Consider the following 17,138-nt stretch of genomic DNA (forward strand, 5'->3'; position numbering starts at 1 on the left):
GAGAGCATTGGCACAGTACGCACGCCGAGGCGTCCACGGGCAGACCGTCGAAGCCATCGCCCGACGCATCCTCACCGGTGAGATCGCCGCCGGGGCGACCCTCAACATCGCCGCGTTGCAGGAGGAGTTCGACGTCAGCCTGACGGCGCTGCGCGAGGCGCTCAAGGTGCTCTCCGCCAAGGGCATCGTCGACGCCCGGCAGAAGCGCGGCACGTTCGTCCGGCCCCGGGCGGACTGGAACCTGCTCGACGGCGACGTGATCCGCTGGCAGTTCGCGGAGGGCCCAGACGAGCGCCTGCTGGAGAAGCTGCACGAGGTCCGCGCCATCATCGAGCCGGCCGCCGCGCGACTGGCCGCCAGTCGGGCCACCGACGACGACGTGGCCGCCCTCGACCGGGCGCTGGCCGAGATGGCCGAGGCCAACGGCGATCCGGCCGCCGCCGTCGCCGCCGACCTCTCCTTCCACCGCGCGCTGCTCGCCGCCACCCACAACGAGCTGCTGGAGCGGATGGAGGTGGTGATGGAGACCGGGCTCGCCGAGCGGGACCGGCTGGTGCACGGCGGCGCCGCGCACGACGACCCGGTGCCCAGCCACCGCGCGGTGGTCGACGCGCTGCGCGCCCGGGACGAGACGGCGGCCGAGACCGCCATGCGTGAGTTGCTGGACAAGGCCGTCCGGGACGTGGAAAAGGCACGGGGACAGAGGGGCAGTCGGTGAAGATCGAGCGGATCGAGACCTTCCTGGTCGCGCCACGGTGGTTGTTCTGCCGGGTGGAGACCGACGACGGGCTGGTCGGGTGGGGTGAACCGGTGGTCGAGGGGCGCGCCGAGGTGGTGCGCAGCGCCGTCGAGGTGCTCTCCGAATATCTGATCGGTGAGGATCCGCTCCGGATCGAGCAGCACTGGCAGATCCTCACCAAGGGCGGCTTCTACCGTGGCGGCCCGATCCTCTCCAGCGCGGTCGCCGGCCTCGACCAGGCACTCTGGGACATCGCCGGGCAGGCGTACGGGGCACCGGTGCACGCCCTGCTCGGCGGTGCCGTCCGCGACCGGGTGCGGGTCTACTCCTGGATCGGCGGCGACGAGCCCGACGAGGTCGCCGACAGCGCCGCCGCGCAGGTCGCCGCCGGTCTCACCGGGGTCAAGATGAACGCCTGCGGACGGCTTTCCGCCATCCCCACCCCCGCCGAGGTGGACGCGGTGATCGGCCGGGTCGCCGCGGCCCGGGAGGTGCTGGGCGCCGACCGGGACATCGCGCTGGACTTCCACGGCAGGGCCGGGCTGGCCGCGATCCGCCGGATCCTGCCCGAGCTGGCCCCCCTGCGTCCGTTCTTCGTGGAGGAACCGGTCCTGCCCGACCAGGCCCACCACCTGCGCGACATCGTCGCCGCAACGCCGATCCCGGTGGCCACCGGCGAACGGCTCTACGGCCGCACCGAGTTCCTCGCTCCGTTGCAGGCCGGCGTCGCCGTCGTCCAGCCGGACCTGTCGCACGCCGGGGGGATCTCCGAGGTCCGCCGGATCGCCGCGCTGGCCGAGACGTACGGCGCGCTGCTCGCCCCACACTGCCCCCTCGGCCCGATCTCCCTGGCGGCCAGCCTCCAGGTGGCCTTCGCGACGCCGAACTTCCTGATCCAGGAGCAGAGCATCGGCATCCACTACCACTCCGGCTCCGAGCTGCTGGACTACGTCGTCGACCCGGAGCCCTTCCGGTTCGTGGACGGGCACATCGCCCGGCCCGACCGGCCCGGTCTGGGCATCACCGTGGACGAGGCGGCGGTCCGTCAGGCCGCCCGTACCCCGCACGCCTGGCGCAACCCGGTCTGGCAGCACCGCGACGGGTCGTTCGCCGAATGGTGACCGGGGTGGCCGTGCCCGTGCCGCTGCGGGCGGCGTACGACGCGGCGCACGGCGGCCGGTGGACCAGCCTGCGCGGCGGCGGCCGGGAATGGCTCTGGCACGGCCCGGAGCCCGGCCGACACGAGGTACGCCCCGACGACGCGTTCGTCGACACTGGCGGGCTGGAGGAGTGCCTGCCCACGGTGCGTGGCCGCCCCGACCACGGCGAGGTGTGGTGCCGGCCGTGGCGGGTGGCCGGGCCGGACACCCTGGTCGTCGAGCGCCCGACGTTCACCCTGACCCGCCGGATCACCGACCGGGAGGGCGTGGTGGTGGCCGACTACCGTGTGGCCGCCGACCCCGGTCACCGGTTCGTCTGGGCAGCACACGCCCTGCTCGACCTCTCCCCCGCGGCCCGCCTCGACGCGCCCGCCGGCACCCCGACCCGCCTGCACCCGGAGGCTGCCACGCTGCTGCCCCCGGACGCGTGGCCCGCCGGCAGTCCCTGGCTGACCGGGTCGTGGCCGGCACCGGCCGGCCTGCGGCTCGACACCCTCGGCCCGGACGACGGCACGGCGCTCGGCGCGGTGCTGCTCGACTGCCCCCGGGTCCAGGTGACCGACGGCGCCGACCGGCTGACCCTGGAGCTGGAGTGCGCCGACCAGCCCCGCAGCACCGCCCTCTGGCGCAACCTCAACGGCTGGCCCGCCGCCGCCCCCTACCGCAGCATCGGAGTCGAACCGATGCTCGGCGCCGCCTTCGACCTGACCGACGCCGGCCCGGCCGACGCGGCGGTCGTCCCGCCCGCCGGCGAGGTCGCCTGGCGACTCACCGTCTCCGCCCACCGACTCCACTGAGGACACTCTCGATGAACCTGCTCGACGAGCTGCGCACGCACCGGCTGCTGGCCATCGTGCGCGGCCCCGACCCGGCCGCCGCGCTGGCCGCCGTACTCACCCTGGCCGAGAGCGGCGTCGCGCTCGTCGAGGTCTCGCTGACCAGCGCTGACGCGCTCGGCACCATCCGGCGGGCCCGGGCCGCCCTCGGGCCCGGCTTCGGCCTGGGCGCGGGCACCGTGCTCAGCGCCGAGGACGCCCGGGCGGCGGCCGACGCCGGCGCCGGCTTCCTGGTCACCCCTGCACTGGCACCGAGCCTCGCCGAGGCTGGCCGGCTCGGGCTGTCGGTGCTCGCCGGCGCGCTCACCCCCACCGAGGTGGTGCAGGCCACCGACGGCGGGGCCGCCGCGGTCAAGCTCTTCCCGGCCTCCCTCGGCGGACCCGACTATCTCGGTGCGTTGCGCGACCCGTTCCCCGGCACCGCGTTCGTGCCGGTCGGCGGTGTCGACGCGGACGGCGCGCGGCGCTACCTCGACCGGGGAGCGGTCGCGGTCGGCGTCGGCTCCCCGCTGCTCGGCGACGCCGTCCGCGGTGGCGACCCGGCGGAGCTGCGGGAGCGTGCCGCCGCCTTCCTCTCGGCGGTCCGGCCGTGACCGACCTGCTCACCCTTGGCGAGACGATGGCGGCATTCCGCACCACCGGCCCGCTGCGGCTGGGCGGCACCGCCGGTATCTCCGTCGCCGGGTCCGAGTCGACGGTGGCGATCGGGCTGGCCCGGCTCGGCCACCGGGCCGCCTGGGTCGGGGTCACCGGCGCCGACGAGCCCGGTGAGCTGGTCCGCCGTACCCTGCGCGCCGAAGGCGTCGACCTGACCTGGTCCCGGGTCGACCCGGCGGCCCCCACCGGGCTGATCCTCTTCGAAGCCCGGGTCGCCGACATCAACCGGGTCACCTACCACCGCACCGGGTCGGCCGGCTCCCGGCTGCGGCCCGCAGACGTTCTCGCCGCGTTCGACGCGCCCGGGCCACCGCCCCGGCTGCTGCACGTCACCGGCATCACCTGCGCGCTGGGCGCCGAGCCGTACCAGGCGGTGGTGGCGGCGGTCCGTCTCGCCCGCGAGGCCGGCAGCACCGTCTGCCTGGACGTCAACCACCGCAACCGGCTCTGGACCGTCGCCGCGGCCGCCGACGCGCTGCGGCCGCTGCTGCCCTCGATCGACCTGGTGGTCGCCTCCGACGACGAACTGGCCGTGCTGACCGACGCGGCCGACCCGGCCGCGGCGCTTCTTGCCGCCGGGGTGGGCGAGGTCGTGGTGAAGCACGGCGCCGGTGGAGCGACCAGCCACAGCGCGCTCGGCACGGTGCACCGCCCGGCCCGGACGGTGCCGGTGGTGGACACGGTCGGCGCCGGCGACGCCTTCGTGGCCGGGCTGCTCTCCGGCTGGCTGGACGGGGCCGACGCGGCGGCCCGGCTGGACCGGGCGGTCACCACCGGCGCGTTCGCGGTGGCGACCCGGGGCGACTGGGAGGGCCTGCCCGACCGGGCGGAGCTGGCGCTGCTCGACCACGGGCCCGGCGGGACCGTGCGCTGACCACTGGGCGGCGACCGCCGCGCCGATCGTTGGAGGAGCGAGATGGAGCTGACCGAACCGACCGTGTGGAGCGCGGACCGGTTGGAGCTGGGCGAAGGGCTGCGGTGGGTGGCCGACCGGCTCGTCCTGGTCGATTTGCTGGCCGGGCGACTGCTGGAGACCGGCGGCGACCGGCCGGGCCCGCTGGGGGAGCTGCGCCGGCTGGCCGTACCGCTGGGTGCGGTCGCCCCGGTGTCCGACAGTCCGGGCGACTGGTTGGCCGCCGCCGGGACCGGCGTCGCCCTGCTGCCCGCGGCCGGTGATCCCCGGCCGGTCGTCGATCTCGTCGGCGAGGCTTCCGAGCCGACCCGGATGAACGACGCGGTCGCCGATCCACACGGTCGGTTCTGGGCCGGCAGCATGACGTACGCCGGGGTGCCCGGCGGGGGCACGCTGTACCGGCTGGCTCCGGGCGCGGCGCCGGTGCCGGCGGTGACCGGGCTGACCGTGCCGAACGGCCCGGCGTTCGACGCCGCCGGCACCACCATGTACCTGGCCGACTCGCCGCGCGGCGAGGTCGACCGTTTCACCGTCGACCCACGTACCGGTGACCTGCACGCGCGGGAGCCGTTCCTGCGGCTGGCCGCCGGCGAGGGCGGCCCGGACGGGATGACGGTCGACGCGGCGGGCCACCTCTGGGTCGCGCTGTGGGGCGGTTCGGCGGTGCGCCGCTACCGGCCGGACGGCACGCTGGACCGGGAGATCCGCCTGCCGGCGACCCAGCCGGCCGGCATCTGCCTGGGCGGCCCCGACCTGCGCCGGCTCTTCGTCGGCACCGCCCGGTACGGGCTGACGCCGGCGGGACCGGCGGACGGCGCCCTGCTCGCCGTGGACGTCCCGGTCCCCGGTCTGCCCACCGCGTCAGCCGCCGCCGACCCCGCGACCTGACGAGCGGTGCGGCCTGTCGGGCCCGGCACCCACCGTGGTCCCGTCGACGGGACGAAACCCGCGCGAATGGTGCGGCGACCGGAGCAGCGGAGTACGGTCGGGACGGGTCAAGACATGCGCCCTCCGCCGGCCGTCCCGCCACAGCCTCGCTGAGGCCGGGAAAGCCGTCCGTCGTCATGCCGGAGGCGCGATGTCACCCCACCAGCTTCCGTGCGGCTCTTCCCACCCGGGGACAGGGCCGGAGGCGACCTCGTCCATCATGTCGCTGACCTGCGCCAGACAAGGTCCGACCACCCAGATCCGCGTCGCCGGCGAGATCGACATGAGCAACGCCCACCTGCTCGTCGAGTTGGTCGGCCGCCTGCCGGGCAGGCCGCCGCCCCGGATCGCACTGGACCTCTCGGAGGTCACCTACTTCGGCGCCCACGGGATCACCGCGCTGCTCCGTGCCCGTCACCTGGCGCTGCACCGGGGCGGTCAGTTCACCCTGCGGGACCTGTCGCCGGCCGTACGTCACATCCTGGCCCTGGCCGGAGTGCGGCAGGAGCTGGGTGTCGCCGACCCGCCCGCCGCACGCGACGGGCGGCGGGCACGCGAGGCCGGAGTCGTCGCAGGGTCGGCTCTCAGCTACCCGGGCTGACCCGCCGGACGAGCGTTGCCGCCACGTCCCGTAGCTTCGAATTGGTCTCCTGCGACGTCTTCGCGAGCATCGCGAACGCCTCGTCGGCGCTGCACCGCCGCTGGCCCATGATGATCCCCTTGGCCTGCTCGATGACGGCCCTGCTCGACATCGCCGCCTGCATCTGTCGAGCCAGCGCGGCGGTGCTGTCGTACAGGTGGGCGTTGGCCAGCGCGACGGCCGCGTAGCCGGCGAACGTTCCCGCGAGGCTGACGGCTTCGTCGTCGAACGCGTGCGGGCGTTCGGCGTAGAGATTGAGGGCGCCGACCACCGCCTGCTGGATCGGCAGGCCCATGGAGAGCGAGCTGCCCACCCCGGCCGCCCGGGCGCGCTCAGCCCACACCGGCCAGCGCTCCTCGACGGTCACGTCGCGCACCCGCAGGTTGCCTCCACTGGTGGCAGCGTCGAGGCAGGGACCCCGATCCTGTACGTACTGCCACTCGTCGAGTTCGCGGGCCAGCTCCCCGGTGAAGGCGGCGGTCTGCGCCCCGTCGGCACGGACCAGGGTGACCGACACCTCCAGGGCGTCCGGAACGGTCTGCTTCGCAAGGTCGGCCACCCGCTGGAGCACGTCGGCCAGGTCGACCTCGCCGAGACGGATCCGGCCGAGTTCGGCGAACGCGTCAGCGGGGTCCATCGGCGGATGCGCCACGGCGTCGAGGTCCTTTGCGGAGCGGCGTTCCCGACCATGCCGGGGCACGCGCGTTGGCAGCCCACGGTCGCGGACCGCTGCACGGCCACCACCGGCGGCACCGGGACCGGCGCCCACGCCGGCGCCGGCTCGCCACCCCCCGCGCGGGTGTGGGCTACAGGGGCCCCACCCTACGCTCCGGATCGAGATCGGCATCGGCCGTGCGGCACGCGGTGCGGCCGGCTCAGGGCGCCTCGGGGAGGAGCTGGTCGGCGGTCGAGATCTCACACCAGACGACCTTGCCGGGTGGGCGGTCAAACCATCCCCACTTCGCGGCCAACGTGTCGATCAGCCACAGGCCCCGTCCGCCCAGTTCCCGGGCTTGCGGGCGCCGCAGCACGGGCGGCACCAGGCTGGAGTCGGTGACCTCCAGCCGGACCCGGTCCGCGTGCAGGCTGAGTTCGAGGCACACCGGCGGCGGCCCGTGTCGCACCGCGTTGGCGATGATCTCGCTGGCCAGCAGCACCAAGGTGTCCGCAGCCCGGATCGGCACCCGCCACCGCCACAGCTGCTCCTCGGCGAACTGCCGGCCCTCCGCGCAGGCGGTACCGGCGTTGGGTAGATCGTTCAGGACTGCCACACGACCACCCGACGGTGGCCGGGACATCGGCTGCGAAGGATCTGGCGACAACGTCGGTCCAGAGGCGGGACACCGCGGTGAACGGCTAGCCTCGGGGGCGCCCACCGGCCTGCCGCCGAACGGCGGCACACCCGGCAAGTGTGGCACGCGGGGCGAACGGCCGCCGGAGACGAGCGGCAGGCGGCCCGCCCTGTCAACCCGCGCACGGATCGGGTCGTAGAGTATTGCTCCTGTAGCTGACGCCCCGATCGGGGCGTCTGGAGCGAGCGTCAAGCAGCGGCGCCGGTTCCCGATCCCCCGGGATCGGCACAGCGGTCCGCGAACGCAGGCCGCCCCGCCCCGCGCTGTCCAGCTCCACCGGAGGTCGACCGCGCCGGTTCCGCAAGGATGTCAGACCGCATGCCGCAGACACCCCTGGACCTCACCGAAGCCCTGATCAGGCTTGGTGGGATCAAGCTCGACGAAGCTGATCTGGACACCGTGCTCACCAACGTCGTCGAGGTCGCCAAGCAGACCGTCCCCGGCGCCGAGGAGGTGTCGGTGACCCTGGTCCAGGGCAGCGAGGCCTACACCGCCGCGTACACCGGTGAGCTGGCGCTCACCCTGGACACCTGGCAGTACGAGCAGGGGCGCGGTCCCTGCCTCGACGCGGCCACCACCGGTACGGCCATGCTGGCGCCGGACCTGACGGTCGAGGGGCGCTGGCCGGAGTGGGCCAGCCGGGCCAGCGGGGCCGGGGTGACCAGCTCGCTCTCCATCGGGCTGCCGATCCAGGACGCCGTGGTCGGGGCGTTGAACTTCTACGGCACCGACCGGTCGGCGTTCGACGAGGTGATCGGCCTCGCGCAGGCACTGGCCGGGTACGCCGCCGTCGCGTTGGCCAACGCCCACCTCTACGAGAGCACCGCCACCCTCGCCCAGCAGATGCAGGCAGCGCTGCGCAGCCGGGCGGTGATCGAGCAGGCCAAGGGAATCATCATGGGCCAGCAGCGGTGCACCGCCGACGAGGCGTTCGCCATCCTGGCCCGGGTCTCCCAGGATTCCAACCGCAAGCTCCGCGAGGTCGCCGAGTCGCTCGTCGAGCGGGCCGCGTACGGCCCCGGGGTCGGCCGCCCGCACACCTGACAGGCGTACCGGGCGTCCGGGTGGGAATAGCGACACCGACGGTCACCCGCGACAGGCGCGGGCCCGACCGATCGGCGGGAGGCGAGACGATGCGGGTGCGGGCGTCATGAACGGGCCGGTCGGCGACGAGCCGCTCGGCGAGCTGGAGCTGGTGCACACCTTCACCGGCCCGATGCCGACCGGAGTGAGCGTCTCGCACCGGGGCCGGATCTTCGTCAATTTCCCCAAGTGGGGCGACGAGGTGCCGGCGACTGTCGTCGAGCTGCGCGACGGCCGGGAGGTGCCCTACCCGGACCAGGCGTGGAACGACCCGTCGGGCGACGACGACGCCGGAGCGTTCGTCTCGGTGCAGAGCATCGTGGTGGACCCGGCCGACCGGCTGTGGGTGCTGGACACCGGGAGCCCCATGTTCCAGCCGACGAAGCCGGGCGGGCCGAAACTGGTGCGGGTCGACCTGGACACCGACAGGGTCGCGCAGGTGATCACCTTTCCGGCGGACGTGGCGCTGCCGACGACGTACCTCAACGACGTCCGCTTCGACCTCCGGCGAGGCGAGGCGGGCGTCGCGTACATCACCGACTCGGCGAACTCGGGGCCGAACGGGATCATCGTGGTGGACCTGGCCAGTGGGGCGTCCTGGCGGCGGCTGCACGACCACCCGTCCACGAAGGCGGAACCGCTGACGACGTTCCGCCCGGTGGTCGAGGGCCGGCCGTTCCTGGAGCGGCCGGCGGACGGGCCGCCGAAGCCGGTGTCGATGGGCTCCGACGGCATCGCCATCTCCGCCGACGGCACCCGGCTGCACTACTGCCCGTTGGCGTCCCGCCGCTGGTACAGCGTCTCCGCCGAGGCGCTGACCGACCCGGCGGTCACCCAGGAGGCGGTCGCGGCGACCGTCGTCGACGAGGGGGACAAGGGCACCGGGTCGGACGGGCTGGAGTCCGACGACGCCGGGCGGCTCTACCTCACCGCCTACGAGCACAACGCGGTGCTGCGTCGGCGGCCGGACGGCGAGTACGAGACGGTGGTCCACGACCCGCGGCTGCTCTGGCCGGACACCATGTCGGTGGCGACCGACGGGCACCTCTACGTGACCGCCAACCAGCTGCACCGGCAGTCGCAGTACCAGCGGGGTCAGGACCTGCGGCGCAAGCCGTACGCGCTGTTCCGCACCCGGATCGACGCCGGGCCGGTGCTGCTGCGCCGCTGACCCGAGTGCCGACCGTGGCGCGGGCCGGCAGGCATGGTGGGGCGACCGGCGGGTAGCCCCTCAGGTGGCCGACTGGGAGAAGCTGTTCGTCCCGGACACCCCGCTGTTGGAGATCGTGGTCCGGGGAAGCGTCATGTACCTGGCGCTCTTCGCCCTGTTGCGGGTCATCCTCAAGCGGGAGAGCGGCACCACCGGCGTCACCGACCTGCTGGTGATCGTGCTGCTCGCGGACGCCGCCCAGAACGGCATGTCGGGCGGGTACACCACGATCACCGACGGGGTGCTGCTGGTCGCGGTCATCATCGGCTGGTCGTACGTGCTGAACGCCGTCGCCTACCGCTGGTCGGTCGCCGCCCGGCTGATCCGGCCCGGGTCGCTGGTGCTGGTGCGCGACGGGCGGATCCTGCGGCGCAACATGCGTCGGGAGCTGATCACCGACGAGGAACTGCACACCCAGCTCAGGGAGCAGGGCATCAGCAGTCTCGGGGACGTCCACGAGGTGCGGATGGAGTCCGACGGTCGGTTCAGTGTCACCACCCGGACGCCCGGCCGGTCCGGCACCGGCGGCAGCTCGCCGGGCTGACGACCGCCCGGACGGGTTTCCTCAGCTCGCCGGCAGGGTCCGGTCCAGCAGGTCGAACAGGGCGGCCCAGTGTCGTTCGGTGGCCCGCTCGTCGTAGACGGCCGAGTCGGCCATGGTGAAGCCGTGGTGCGCGCCCGCGTACACCTCGGAGCGGTAGCGCACACCGGCCGCGTCGAGCGCCTTCTCCAGCGTCGCGATCTGCTCGGGCGTCATCGACTGGTCCTCGTCGGCGTGCCCGAAGTACACCTCGCCGGTGATCGAGCCCACGCCCAGGTGCGGGCTGTCCGGAGCGTCGGTGACGATCCGCCCGCCGTGGAAGCTGGCCACCGCGGCGATCCGGTCCGGGTGCGCCTCGATGGCCCGCAGCGCGTTCGTACCGCCCATGCAGTAGCCGGTGATCACGACCGGACCCGGCCGGACGTCCCCACGGGCCGCCAGGAAGTCGAGGTACGCGGCGGTGTCCCGGCCGACCACGTCGGCCGTCAGCGAGGCGACCAACGGCATGATCTTCTGGAAGATCGCGCCGCGCTGGTCGGCCTCGCCGAGTCGGGACAGGTCGAACAGGGGTGCCCGGCCGGCCCGGTAGAACAGGTGGGGCGTGAGCACGAGGTAGCCCCGGGCGGCGATCCGCTCGGCCATCTCCACGAGGCGGGGACGCGGGCCGAAGGCGTCCTGGAAAAGCAGCACCGCCGGGAACGGGCCGTCCCCGTCGGGCCGGGTGAGGGACGCGTCCGCCACTCCGTCACTGGTCGGGATGTCCACCGTCGTCGTCTGCACCGGAGCCTCCTCGTACGCCGATCTTGGTCCGTCCGGAACGTTACCCGCCGTGTCGGCGCGCACGGCCGGCACCGCGTGAACGCGGCGTCAAGAATTGGTGGTGGCCCGTCGAAACGGCGTATCAACGGGTGCACCGCCGTCGTCAGGTGATGACGATGGGCCCATGAGTCCTTGGCGGATGACACGCTGGGAACGCGGAGACCTGCCACCCGGCACCGATACAGACAGCGGCCCCGGTGAGCCCGCGACGGGGGCCGACGAGCCGGAGCGGCGACACGAGGCGCTGGTCAGCGTTCGGCTCGGCCCGTCCGCGCCGGGCAGTCACCTGGTGGAGTACCTGCGGCACGAGCCGTGCGCCGTCGCCGCGTGGTGGATCGCCGCCGATGTCGACGCCGTGGTGCGGCTCTCCGCCGACAGCATGACCGTGCTGCACCGCGCCGTGGCCGACCTACGCCTGCGCGCCGGAGTGGAGGTGGCCGTGGCCAACTACGTCCTCCGGGCGCTCGACCTGACCTCGCCGGCGGACCCGCGGACCGCGAAGGACGCCCCGGCGTGGGTGGTGTCCGTCGCATGAGCCGCACAGCGGGTGCCCCACAGCAGACAAATGTCGCCTCCGCGGCAGGAATGAAGAGGACGAACCCATGGACGAGGGCCCGGAAATCTATGCCGTTCCGGTGCGCGATCTGCCGGGACGGCTGGTGCGGACGGTGCGGACCGGCCGTTCGCCGCAGGGGGTGCGGCTGGGCATCGCCTTCACGCGACCCGAGCTGCTGGTCGCCGCCATGGGTGCCGAGCAGCCGTGGGAGGAGCTGTGCGAGTCGGCACTGCGCGGCATGCTGCGCCCGCTCGGCATCGACGTGATCCAGGTCGACCCGCTGCTGGTGGCGCCGCCACTCGCGCGGGTCGACCCGGCACCCGCCCTCGGTCAGGCACAGACGAAGCGCACCGCGTCCGCGACCACGTGGCCGTCGGTGTCCTCGGTACGGATCAGCACGCTTCCGTCGCTGCCCGCCGTGAAGGGGTAGGTGCCCAGCGGCACCCACTGGCCCCCGGACTGTCGCTGGTTGACCGTCCGAGTGATCAACCCTCCGGAGTACGCGATGTCCACCGGCACGTTCGTCGCGCGGTTCGGATCGGCGGTCCAGCGCAACTGCACGGTCCACGACCCGGCGGCCGGCAGCGTCGGACGGAACCGCAGCCGGTTGACGCCCTTGGCGGTGTTGCCATCGTGCTCGTAGTCGGGGCCGTAGTAGCCGCCGATGCTGGTGCTGCGCAACCACGTCCCGGCCCGGGTGATCCCGCTGGCCGCCGCGTTGTCCAGGATCACCTCACCGGCGGGCGCCCAGTCCAGCACCGCGCCGTCCTGACGCAGCCGACCCTGCAGGGCGGGTACGGACACCGCCTGCACGGCGACGTTCCCGGTCAGCGCCAGCGACGCGGCGGTGGCGGCGGCCTGCCCGAGGATCATGAACACCGGTTCCATCCGGATCGAGCCGTACGCGATGTGGCTCGCCGAGAGACAGACCGGCACCAGCAGGTTCGGGCACTGGGCCTGGTGCGGCACGATCGCGCGATAGCTCACCGGGTACGGCGCGGGCACCCCGATCTGCACGTCCCCCTCGTTGCGCACCCGGCCGTCGACCACCACCCGCTGGCAGTTGTGCGAGTCCATCGTGTAGCTGGCCAGCCCGACGGAGTCGGCGGCGCGTACCCGGCCCCGGCAGTCGGCCTCGGTCATCACATAGGCGGAGACCATCCGGCGTGCCTCACGGATGTAGAGCATCGGCGGCCATCCACCCGTGGTGGTGAACTCGTCGACCGGCAGCCCCCACCGGGCGGTCGAGTCGCGTACCGACGCCGGCAGGCGGGGGTCGTTGGCCAGGAACCACATCAGCCCCTGCTGGTAGGTGCGGTGCTCGGCGATGATGCCCTCCCGCGCCGCCCAGCTCGCCGTCGGGTACGAGTGGTTGAAGCCGATGTGGTCGGTGGAGACCGCCCCGTTGTTGTTGGAGTCGGTCTTGCCGCCGCCGATGGAGTGGGTGGTGAAGTACGGCCCGGTGTAGCCGGCCTGGATGTGCCGCAACAGCAGCTCGTACCGGATCGGGTCGTAGCCGGTCGGCCTGGCGAACCGGATCCGGTTGGACGCCTGGGTCAGGCACATCCGGAAGCAGTACGCCTGGATCCGGTCGTCACCGCTGCCCTGCGGGGCGAGCGGCGTGGCGGAGATTCCCGGCAGCAGACCGCTGGCGGGCGAACCGGCCGTCACGTACGGGTCGACCGGGTAGGCGAACTGGTGGGTGTTGCGGGACTGCACCCCGTTGATCGTCTCGCCGTAGGTGTCGTTGGACTCCCGTCCGACGGTGAACCCCACCCCGGCCATGGCCAGCAGGTCACCCTCGTAGGTGGCGTCGACGAACACGCCACCGCGGTAGATCGACCCGTCCTCGGTGCGCAGCTCGGTGATGCGGTTGCCGCTGCGGCCGAGGCCGGACAGCCGGGCGTTGACGACCACCGGGACGCCCGCCTCGGCCAGCAGGTCGGCGAAGACGTCGGCGGCGACGTGCGGTTCGAACGTCATCCGCAGCGGCGAGGTCGGCGTGAGGGTTCCGCCGTGGTACTTGACGTACACCCGGCGGTAGAACTCGGCGGCCAGGCCGCCGATGGACGCCTGGACTCCGGTGTCGGTGGCGCCCAGCCCGGCGGTGCTCAACCCGCCGACGTGGCTGGTGGGCTCGACCACCACGGCGGTGCGGCCGAGACGGCGCATGGTGATCGCGGCGGCCAACCCGCCGGAGGTGGCGCCGTAGACGACCAGGTCGGCGGTGGTGACGGCGGCGAGGGCGGGGCCGGCACGGAACGGGTCGGCGAGACCGGCCAGGACGAGGCCGGCACCGCCGGCGGTCAGCAGGCGGCGGCGGGACAGGGGCAGGGACACGGCGGGCTCCCGAGGGGTAACCGGTGAGGGGGACGGTTACAGAAGCACGCCGCTGCCGCTGCGAACGAAATTCTTCAATCTCTGCCGACAGGTGTCAACGGGTCAGGGGCGGTAGCGGTAACCCATTCCCGGCTCGGTGATGAGGTGCCGGGGGCGTGCCGGGTCGTCCTCCAGCTTGCGCCGGAGCTGCGCCAGGTACTGGCGCAGGTAGTTGGTCTCGTTCTGGTACTCCGGGCCCCACACGTCCTGGAGGAGCTGACGCTGGCTGACCAGCTTGCCGGGGTGGCGCAGCAGCTTCTCCAGCACACTCCACTGGGTGGGGGTCAGCTTGACCTCGGTGCCGTCGTCCCGCCGCACGCTGTGGTCGGCCAGGTCGACGGTGTGCTGGCCGATCCGCAGCGCGGGCACCGCCTCGCTGGGCGTGCCGAGGCGCCGGGTGACCGCCCGGATGCGGGCCAGCAGTTCCTCCACCCCGAACGGCTTGGTGACGTAGTCGTCCGCGCCGGCGTCGAGTGCGGCGACCTTGTCCTCGCTGCCGGCCCGCCCGGAGAGCACGATGATCGGTACGTCCGTCCAGCCGCGCAGGCCGCGGATGACCTCCACCCCGTCGATGTCCGGAAGGCCGAGGTCGAGCACCACCAGATCGGGTGGGTGGCTGGCGGCGGCCTTCAGCGCGGCGGCTCCGGTGCCGGCGACGTCCACGTCGTACCGGCGGGCGCGCAGGTTGATCCGCAGGGCACGCAGGATCTGCGGCTCGTCGTCGACGACCAGGATGCGGGTCATTCCTGCGGCCCTTCCGAGCTGCTCTGCGTGGCGGCGGGCAGCCGCAGCACCATCGTGAGCCCACCGCCGGGGGTGGTCTCGGGGGTGATGCTGCCACCCATCGCCTCGGCCAGACCCCGGGACAGGGCAAGCCCGAGGCCGACGCCGGTCTGGTTGTCCCGGTCGCCGAGGCGCTGGAACGGCAGGAAGACGTGCTCCCACTGGTCCTCCGGGATGCCCGGTCCACGGTCGATGATCCGCAGCTCCACCTGGCCGGCGTGGGCGCTCGCGGTGACCGTGGGCGGCTGCTCCGGCGGGCTGTAGCGCAGCGCGTTCGCGATGACGTTGACCAGGACCCGTTCCAGCAGGCCCGGGTCGGCGGTGGCGGCGGGCAGATCGGCCGGGATGTCGGTGCCGACGGCGGCGGCGGGTGGCCCGATCTCGTCCAGCGCCCGGGGTACGGCGTCCTCCAGGCCGACCGCGGTCGCCGCGATGCCCAGGACGCCGGCCTGGAGCCGACTCATGTCCAGCAGGTTGCCGACCAGCCGCGCGAGCCGGTCCAGCGACTCCTCGGCGGTCTCCAGCAGCTCCTCGCGGTCCTGCTCGTCGAACTCGATGTCGTGGCTGCGCAGACTGGTCACGGCCGCCTTCGCCGAGGCCAGCGGGGTACGCAGGTCGTGGCTGACCGCGGCGAGCAGCGCGGTACGCATCCGGTCCGCCGCGGCGAGGGGCCGGGCGGTGGCCGCCTCCTCGGCGAGCCGTTCCTGGCGCAGCGCGACGGCGGCCTGAGCGGCGAACGCCTCGACGATCCGCCGGTCGGCGGCCTCCAGCCGGCGGCCGCTGAGCACGACGGTGATCCGTTCGTCGACCGGCACCGCCGTCTCGCCCTCGTCGGGCGTGCAGGCCGGACGCTCGCCGACGCTGGCCACCACACACCAGGCGTGCTCCTCGCGGGCCCGCTCCGGGCGCCCACTGGCCTCCTCGGCCAACTCCAGCACGCTCACCGCGCGCAGCCCGAAGGTCTCCCGGAGCTGATCCAACAGGGCGGGCAGGGGACGTTCGCCGCGCAGCACACCACCGGCCACGGCGGCGAGGGTCTGCGCGTCGGCGGCGGCCCGCGCGGCCTCCCGGGTACGCCGGGCCGCCACGTCGACGATCCAGCTCACCGCCAGCGCCACGCCGACGAAGACGGCCAGGGCGAGCAGGTTGTCCGCCTCGGCGATGGTCAACGTGCGGTACGGCGGGGTGAAGAACCAGTTGAGCAGCAGTGAGCCGCCGAGCGCGGCGACCAGGGCCGGCCAGAGCCCGCCGACCAGCGCGACGCCGACGACCCCGGCGAGGAAGAGCAGGATGTCGTTGGTCAGCGTCAGGTCGGGCAGCGTCCTCAGCAGCAGGGTGAGCAGTGGCATGCCGAGCACGGCCAGGGCGAACCCGAGCAGCCGCCGGCGCCGGGACAGGGCCGCCGGCACCGCCGCCGCCCGGCGACCCTTGCCGGCCTGCTTGTGGGTGACCAGGTGCACGTCGATCGACCCGGAGAGCGCGGTGGTGGTCACCCCGACGCCCCGGGCGAAGATCTGCGCGAGGCGGCCCCGCCGGCTGGCGCCGAGCACCAACTGGGTGGCGTTCACCCCCTGGGCGAAGTCCAGCAGCGCGGCCGGCACGTCGGTGCCGAGCACCTGGTGGTATGTGCCGCCCAGACTCTCGACCAGCACCCGCTGGCGGGCCAGTTGCGCCGGGTCGGCGCCGGCCAGGCCGTCGCTGCGCGCCACGTGCACGGCGAGCAGGTCGGCGCCCTTGCTGCGGGCCGCGACCCGGGCCGCGCGCCGGATCAGCGTCTCGCCCTCCGGGCCACCGGTCAGTGCCACCACGACCCGCTCCCGGGCCTCCCAGGTGGCGGCGATGCCCTGCTGGCTGCGGTACCGGTCGAGCTGCTCGTCGACCTTGTCGGCCAGCCAGAGCAGCGCCAGCTCGCGCAGCGCGGTGAGGTTGCCGACCCGGAAGTAGTTGCCCAGCGCGGCGTCGATCTTGTCGGGGCGGTAGATGTTGCCGTGCGCCATCCGCCGGCGCAGCGCCTCGGGCGTCATGTCGACCAGCTCGACCTGCTCGGCCGCGCGGACGATCTCGTCCGGCAGGGTCTCCCGCTGGGTGGTGCCGGTGATCTGGGCGACTACGTCGTTGACCGATTCCAGGTGCTGCACGTTGACCGTGGACAGCACGTCGATCCCCGCGTCGAGCAGCTCCTGGACGTCCTGCCAGCGCTTGTCGTGCCGGGATCCGGGCACGTTGGTGTGCGCCAGCTCGTCGACCACCGCGATCTCCGGCCGGCGGGCCAGCACCGCGTCCAGGTCCATCTCGGTGAACTCGACGCCGCGGTAGGTCATCGTGCGGCGAGGCACCTGCTCCAGGTCGCCGAGCATGGCCGCGGTGTGCTGGCGGCCGTGGGTCTCGACGAAACCGATCACCACGTCTGCGCCGCGCGCGGCCCGCCGCTGGGCCTCCTCCAACATGGCGTACGTCTTACCGACGCCGGGGGCGGCCCCGAGATAGATGCGCAGTTCTCCGCGTGGCACGGGGACCATCCTCCCTGGTCAGATCGGCGGGCG

The 17,138-nt window shown here is 73.6% G+C and carries 18 protein-coding genes; 12 read left to right on the forward strand and 6 right to left on the reverse strand.

Annotated features, from left to right (window positions below; all coding sequences use genetic code 11):
• The first annotated feature begins 7 nt into the window (after positions 1–7).
• The 7 genes from M8C17_RS09320 to M8C17_RS09350 all read left to right on the forward strand — a co-directional run bounded on the left by M8C17_RS09320 (position 8) and on the right by M8C17_RS09350 (position 5,833).
• A complete protein-coding gene (locus tag M8C17_RS09320; protein WP_252416001.1) occupies positions 8–718 on the forward strand; it encodes a FadR/GntR family transcriptional regulator in 711 nt (236 codons plus the stop codon).
• The gene (dgoD, locus tag M8C17_RS09325; protein ID WP_252416002.1) at positions 715–1,860 is read left to right on the forward strand and encodes a galactonate dehydratase; all 1,146 of its coding nucleotides are present in this window, start codon (positions 715–717) and stop codon (positions 1,858–1,860) included. The genes M8C17_RS09320 and dgoD overlap by 4 nt, the downstream gene beginning before the upstream one ends.
• A gap of 5 nt (positions 1,861–1,865) precedes the next feature.
• Positions 1,866–2,696 carry a hypothetical protein gene (locus M8C17_RS09330; protein ID WP_252416003.1) on the forward strand — a complete coding sequence of 277 codons (831 nt, stop codon included), beginning with the start codon at positions 1,866–1,868 and terminating at the stop codon, positions 2,694–2,696.
• 11 nt (positions 2,697–2,707) lie between these two features.
• Complete coding sequence (locus M8C17_RS09335; protein ID WP_252416004.1) at positions 2,708–3,328, forward strand: bifunctional 4-hydroxy-2-oxoglutarate aldolase/2-dehydro-3-deoxy-phosphogluconate aldolase; 621 nt, start codon at positions 2,708–2,710, stop codon at positions 3,326–3,328.
• Complete coding sequence (locus tag M8C17_RS09340) at positions 3,325–4,266, forward strand: PfkB family carbohydrate kinase (RefSeq protein WP_252416005.1); 942 nt, start codon at positions 3,325–3,327, stop codon at positions 4,264–4,266. Before M8C17_RS09335 ends, M8C17_RS09340 begins: the two co-directional genes overlap by 4 nt.
• A 42-nt stretch (positions 4,267–4,308) precedes the next feature.
• Positions 4,309–5,193, forward strand: coding sequence for an SMP-30/gluconolactonase/LRE family protein (locus M8C17_RS09345; protein WP_252416006.1), 885 nt, complete (start codon positions 4,309–4,311; stop codon positions 5,191–5,193).
• Between the two features lie 259 nt (positions 5,194–5,452).
• Positions 5,453–5,833: an STAS domain-containing protein gene (locus tag M8C17_RS09350; protein ID WP_252416007.1), complete on the forward strand. Its 381-nt coding sequence runs from the start codon at positions 5,453–5,455 to the stop codon at positions 5,831–5,833.
• Here M8C17_RS09350 and M8C17_RS09355 read toward each other — a convergent pair.
• Both M8C17_RS09355 and M8C17_RS09360 read right to left on the reverse strand, forming a co-directional pair.
• A complete protein-coding gene (locus M8C17_RS09355; protein WP_252416008.1) occupies positions 5,817–6,509 on the reverse strand; it encodes a GAF and ANTAR domain-containing protein in 693 nt (230 codons plus the stop codon). The genes M8C17_RS09350 and M8C17_RS09355 overlap by 17 nt on opposite strands.
• A 238-nt stretch (positions 6,510–6,747) precedes the next feature.
• Positions 6,748–7,143 carry an ATP-binding protein gene (locus tag M8C17_RS09360; protein ID WP_252416009.1) on the reverse strand — a complete coding sequence of 132 codons (396 nt, stop codon included), beginning with the start codon at positions 7,141–7,143 and terminating at the stop codon, positions 6,748–6,750.
• A 399-nt stretch (positions 7,144–7,542) separates the two neighbouring features.
• Between M8C17_RS09360 and M8C17_RS09365 the strand changes: the two genes are divergently transcribed.
• The 3 genes from M8C17_RS09365 (at position 7,543) to M8C17_RS09375 (ending at position 10,061) form a co-directional block, all read left to right on the forward strand.
• A complete protein-coding gene (locus M8C17_RS09365) occupies positions 7,543–8,268 on the forward strand; it encodes a GAF and ANTAR domain-containing protein (RefSeq protein WP_252416010.1) in 726 nt (241 codons plus the stop codon).
• 106 nt (positions 8,269–8,374) lie between these two features.
• Positions 8,375–9,478, forward strand: a complete 1,104-nt coding sequence (locus M8C17_RS09370) for a major royal jelly family protein (protein WP_252416011.1) — start codon at positions 8,375–8,377, stop codon at positions 9,476–9,478.
• Between the two features lie 64 nt (positions 9,479–9,542).
• Entirely contained in the window at positions 9,543–10,061 is a 519-nt protein-coding gene (locus M8C17_RS09375) for a DUF421 domain-containing protein (RefSeq protein WP_252416012.1), read from the forward strand.
• A gap of 21 nt (positions 10,062–10,082) precedes the next feature.
• On the opposite strand, the gene M8C17_RS09380 is transcribed toward M8C17_RS09375, so the two are convergent.
• On the reverse strand, positions 10,083–10,838 hold the full coding sequence (locus M8C17_RS09380) for a dienelactone hydrolase family protein (RefSeq protein ID WP_252416013.1): 756 nt from the start codon (positions 10,836–10,838) through the stop codon (positions 10,083–10,085).
• A gap of 163 nt (positions 10,839–11,001) precedes the next feature.
• On the opposite strand from M8C17_RS09380, the gene M8C17_RS09385 reads away from it, so the two are divergent.
• Together M8C17_RS09385 and M8C17_RS09390 are read left to right on the forward strand one after the other, a co-directional pair.
• Entirely contained in the window at positions 11,002–11,412 is a 411-nt protein-coding gene (locus M8C17_RS09385; protein ID WP_252416014.1) for a hypothetical protein, read from the forward strand.
• 100 nt (positions 11,413–11,512) lie between these two features.
• Entirely contained in the window at positions 11,513–11,863 is a 351-nt protein-coding gene (locus tag M8C17_RS09390; RefSeq protein WP_252416015.1) for an SAV_915 family protein, read from the forward strand.
• Here M8C17_RS09390 and M8C17_RS09395 read toward each other — a convergent pair.
• The 3 genes from M8C17_RS09395 to M8C17_RS09405 form a co-directional block, all read right to left on the reverse strand.
• The gene (locus M8C17_RS09395; RefSeq protein WP_252416016.1) at positions 11,764–13,773 is read right to left on the reverse strand and encodes an FAD-dependent oxidoreductase; all 2,010 of its coding nucleotides are present in this window, start codon (positions 13,771–13,773) and stop codon (positions 11,764–11,766) included. The genes M8C17_RS09390 and M8C17_RS09395 overlap by 100 nt on opposite strands.
• Positions 13,774–13,875: 102 nt before the next feature.
• Positions 13,876–14,556, reverse strand: a complete 681-nt coding sequence (locus M8C17_RS09400; protein ID WP_252416017.1) for a response regulator — start codon at positions 14,554–14,556, stop codon at positions 13,876–13,878.
• A complete protein-coding gene (locus tag M8C17_RS09405) occupies positions 14,553–17,105 on the reverse strand; it encodes a DUF4118 domain-containing protein (RefSeq protein ID WP_252416018.1) in 2,553 nt (850 codons plus the stop codon). The genes M8C17_RS09400 and M8C17_RS09405 overlap by 4 nt, the downstream gene beginning before the upstream one ends.
• Between the last annotated feature and the right edge of the window lie 33 nt (positions 17,106–17,138).

The sequence above is a fragment of the Micromonospora sp. RHAY321 genome (assembly GCF_023896955.1).
In the GTDB taxonomy this organism is placed as follows: domain Bacteria; phylum Actinomycetota; class Actinomycetes; order Mycobacteriales; family Micromonosporaceae; genus Micromonospora.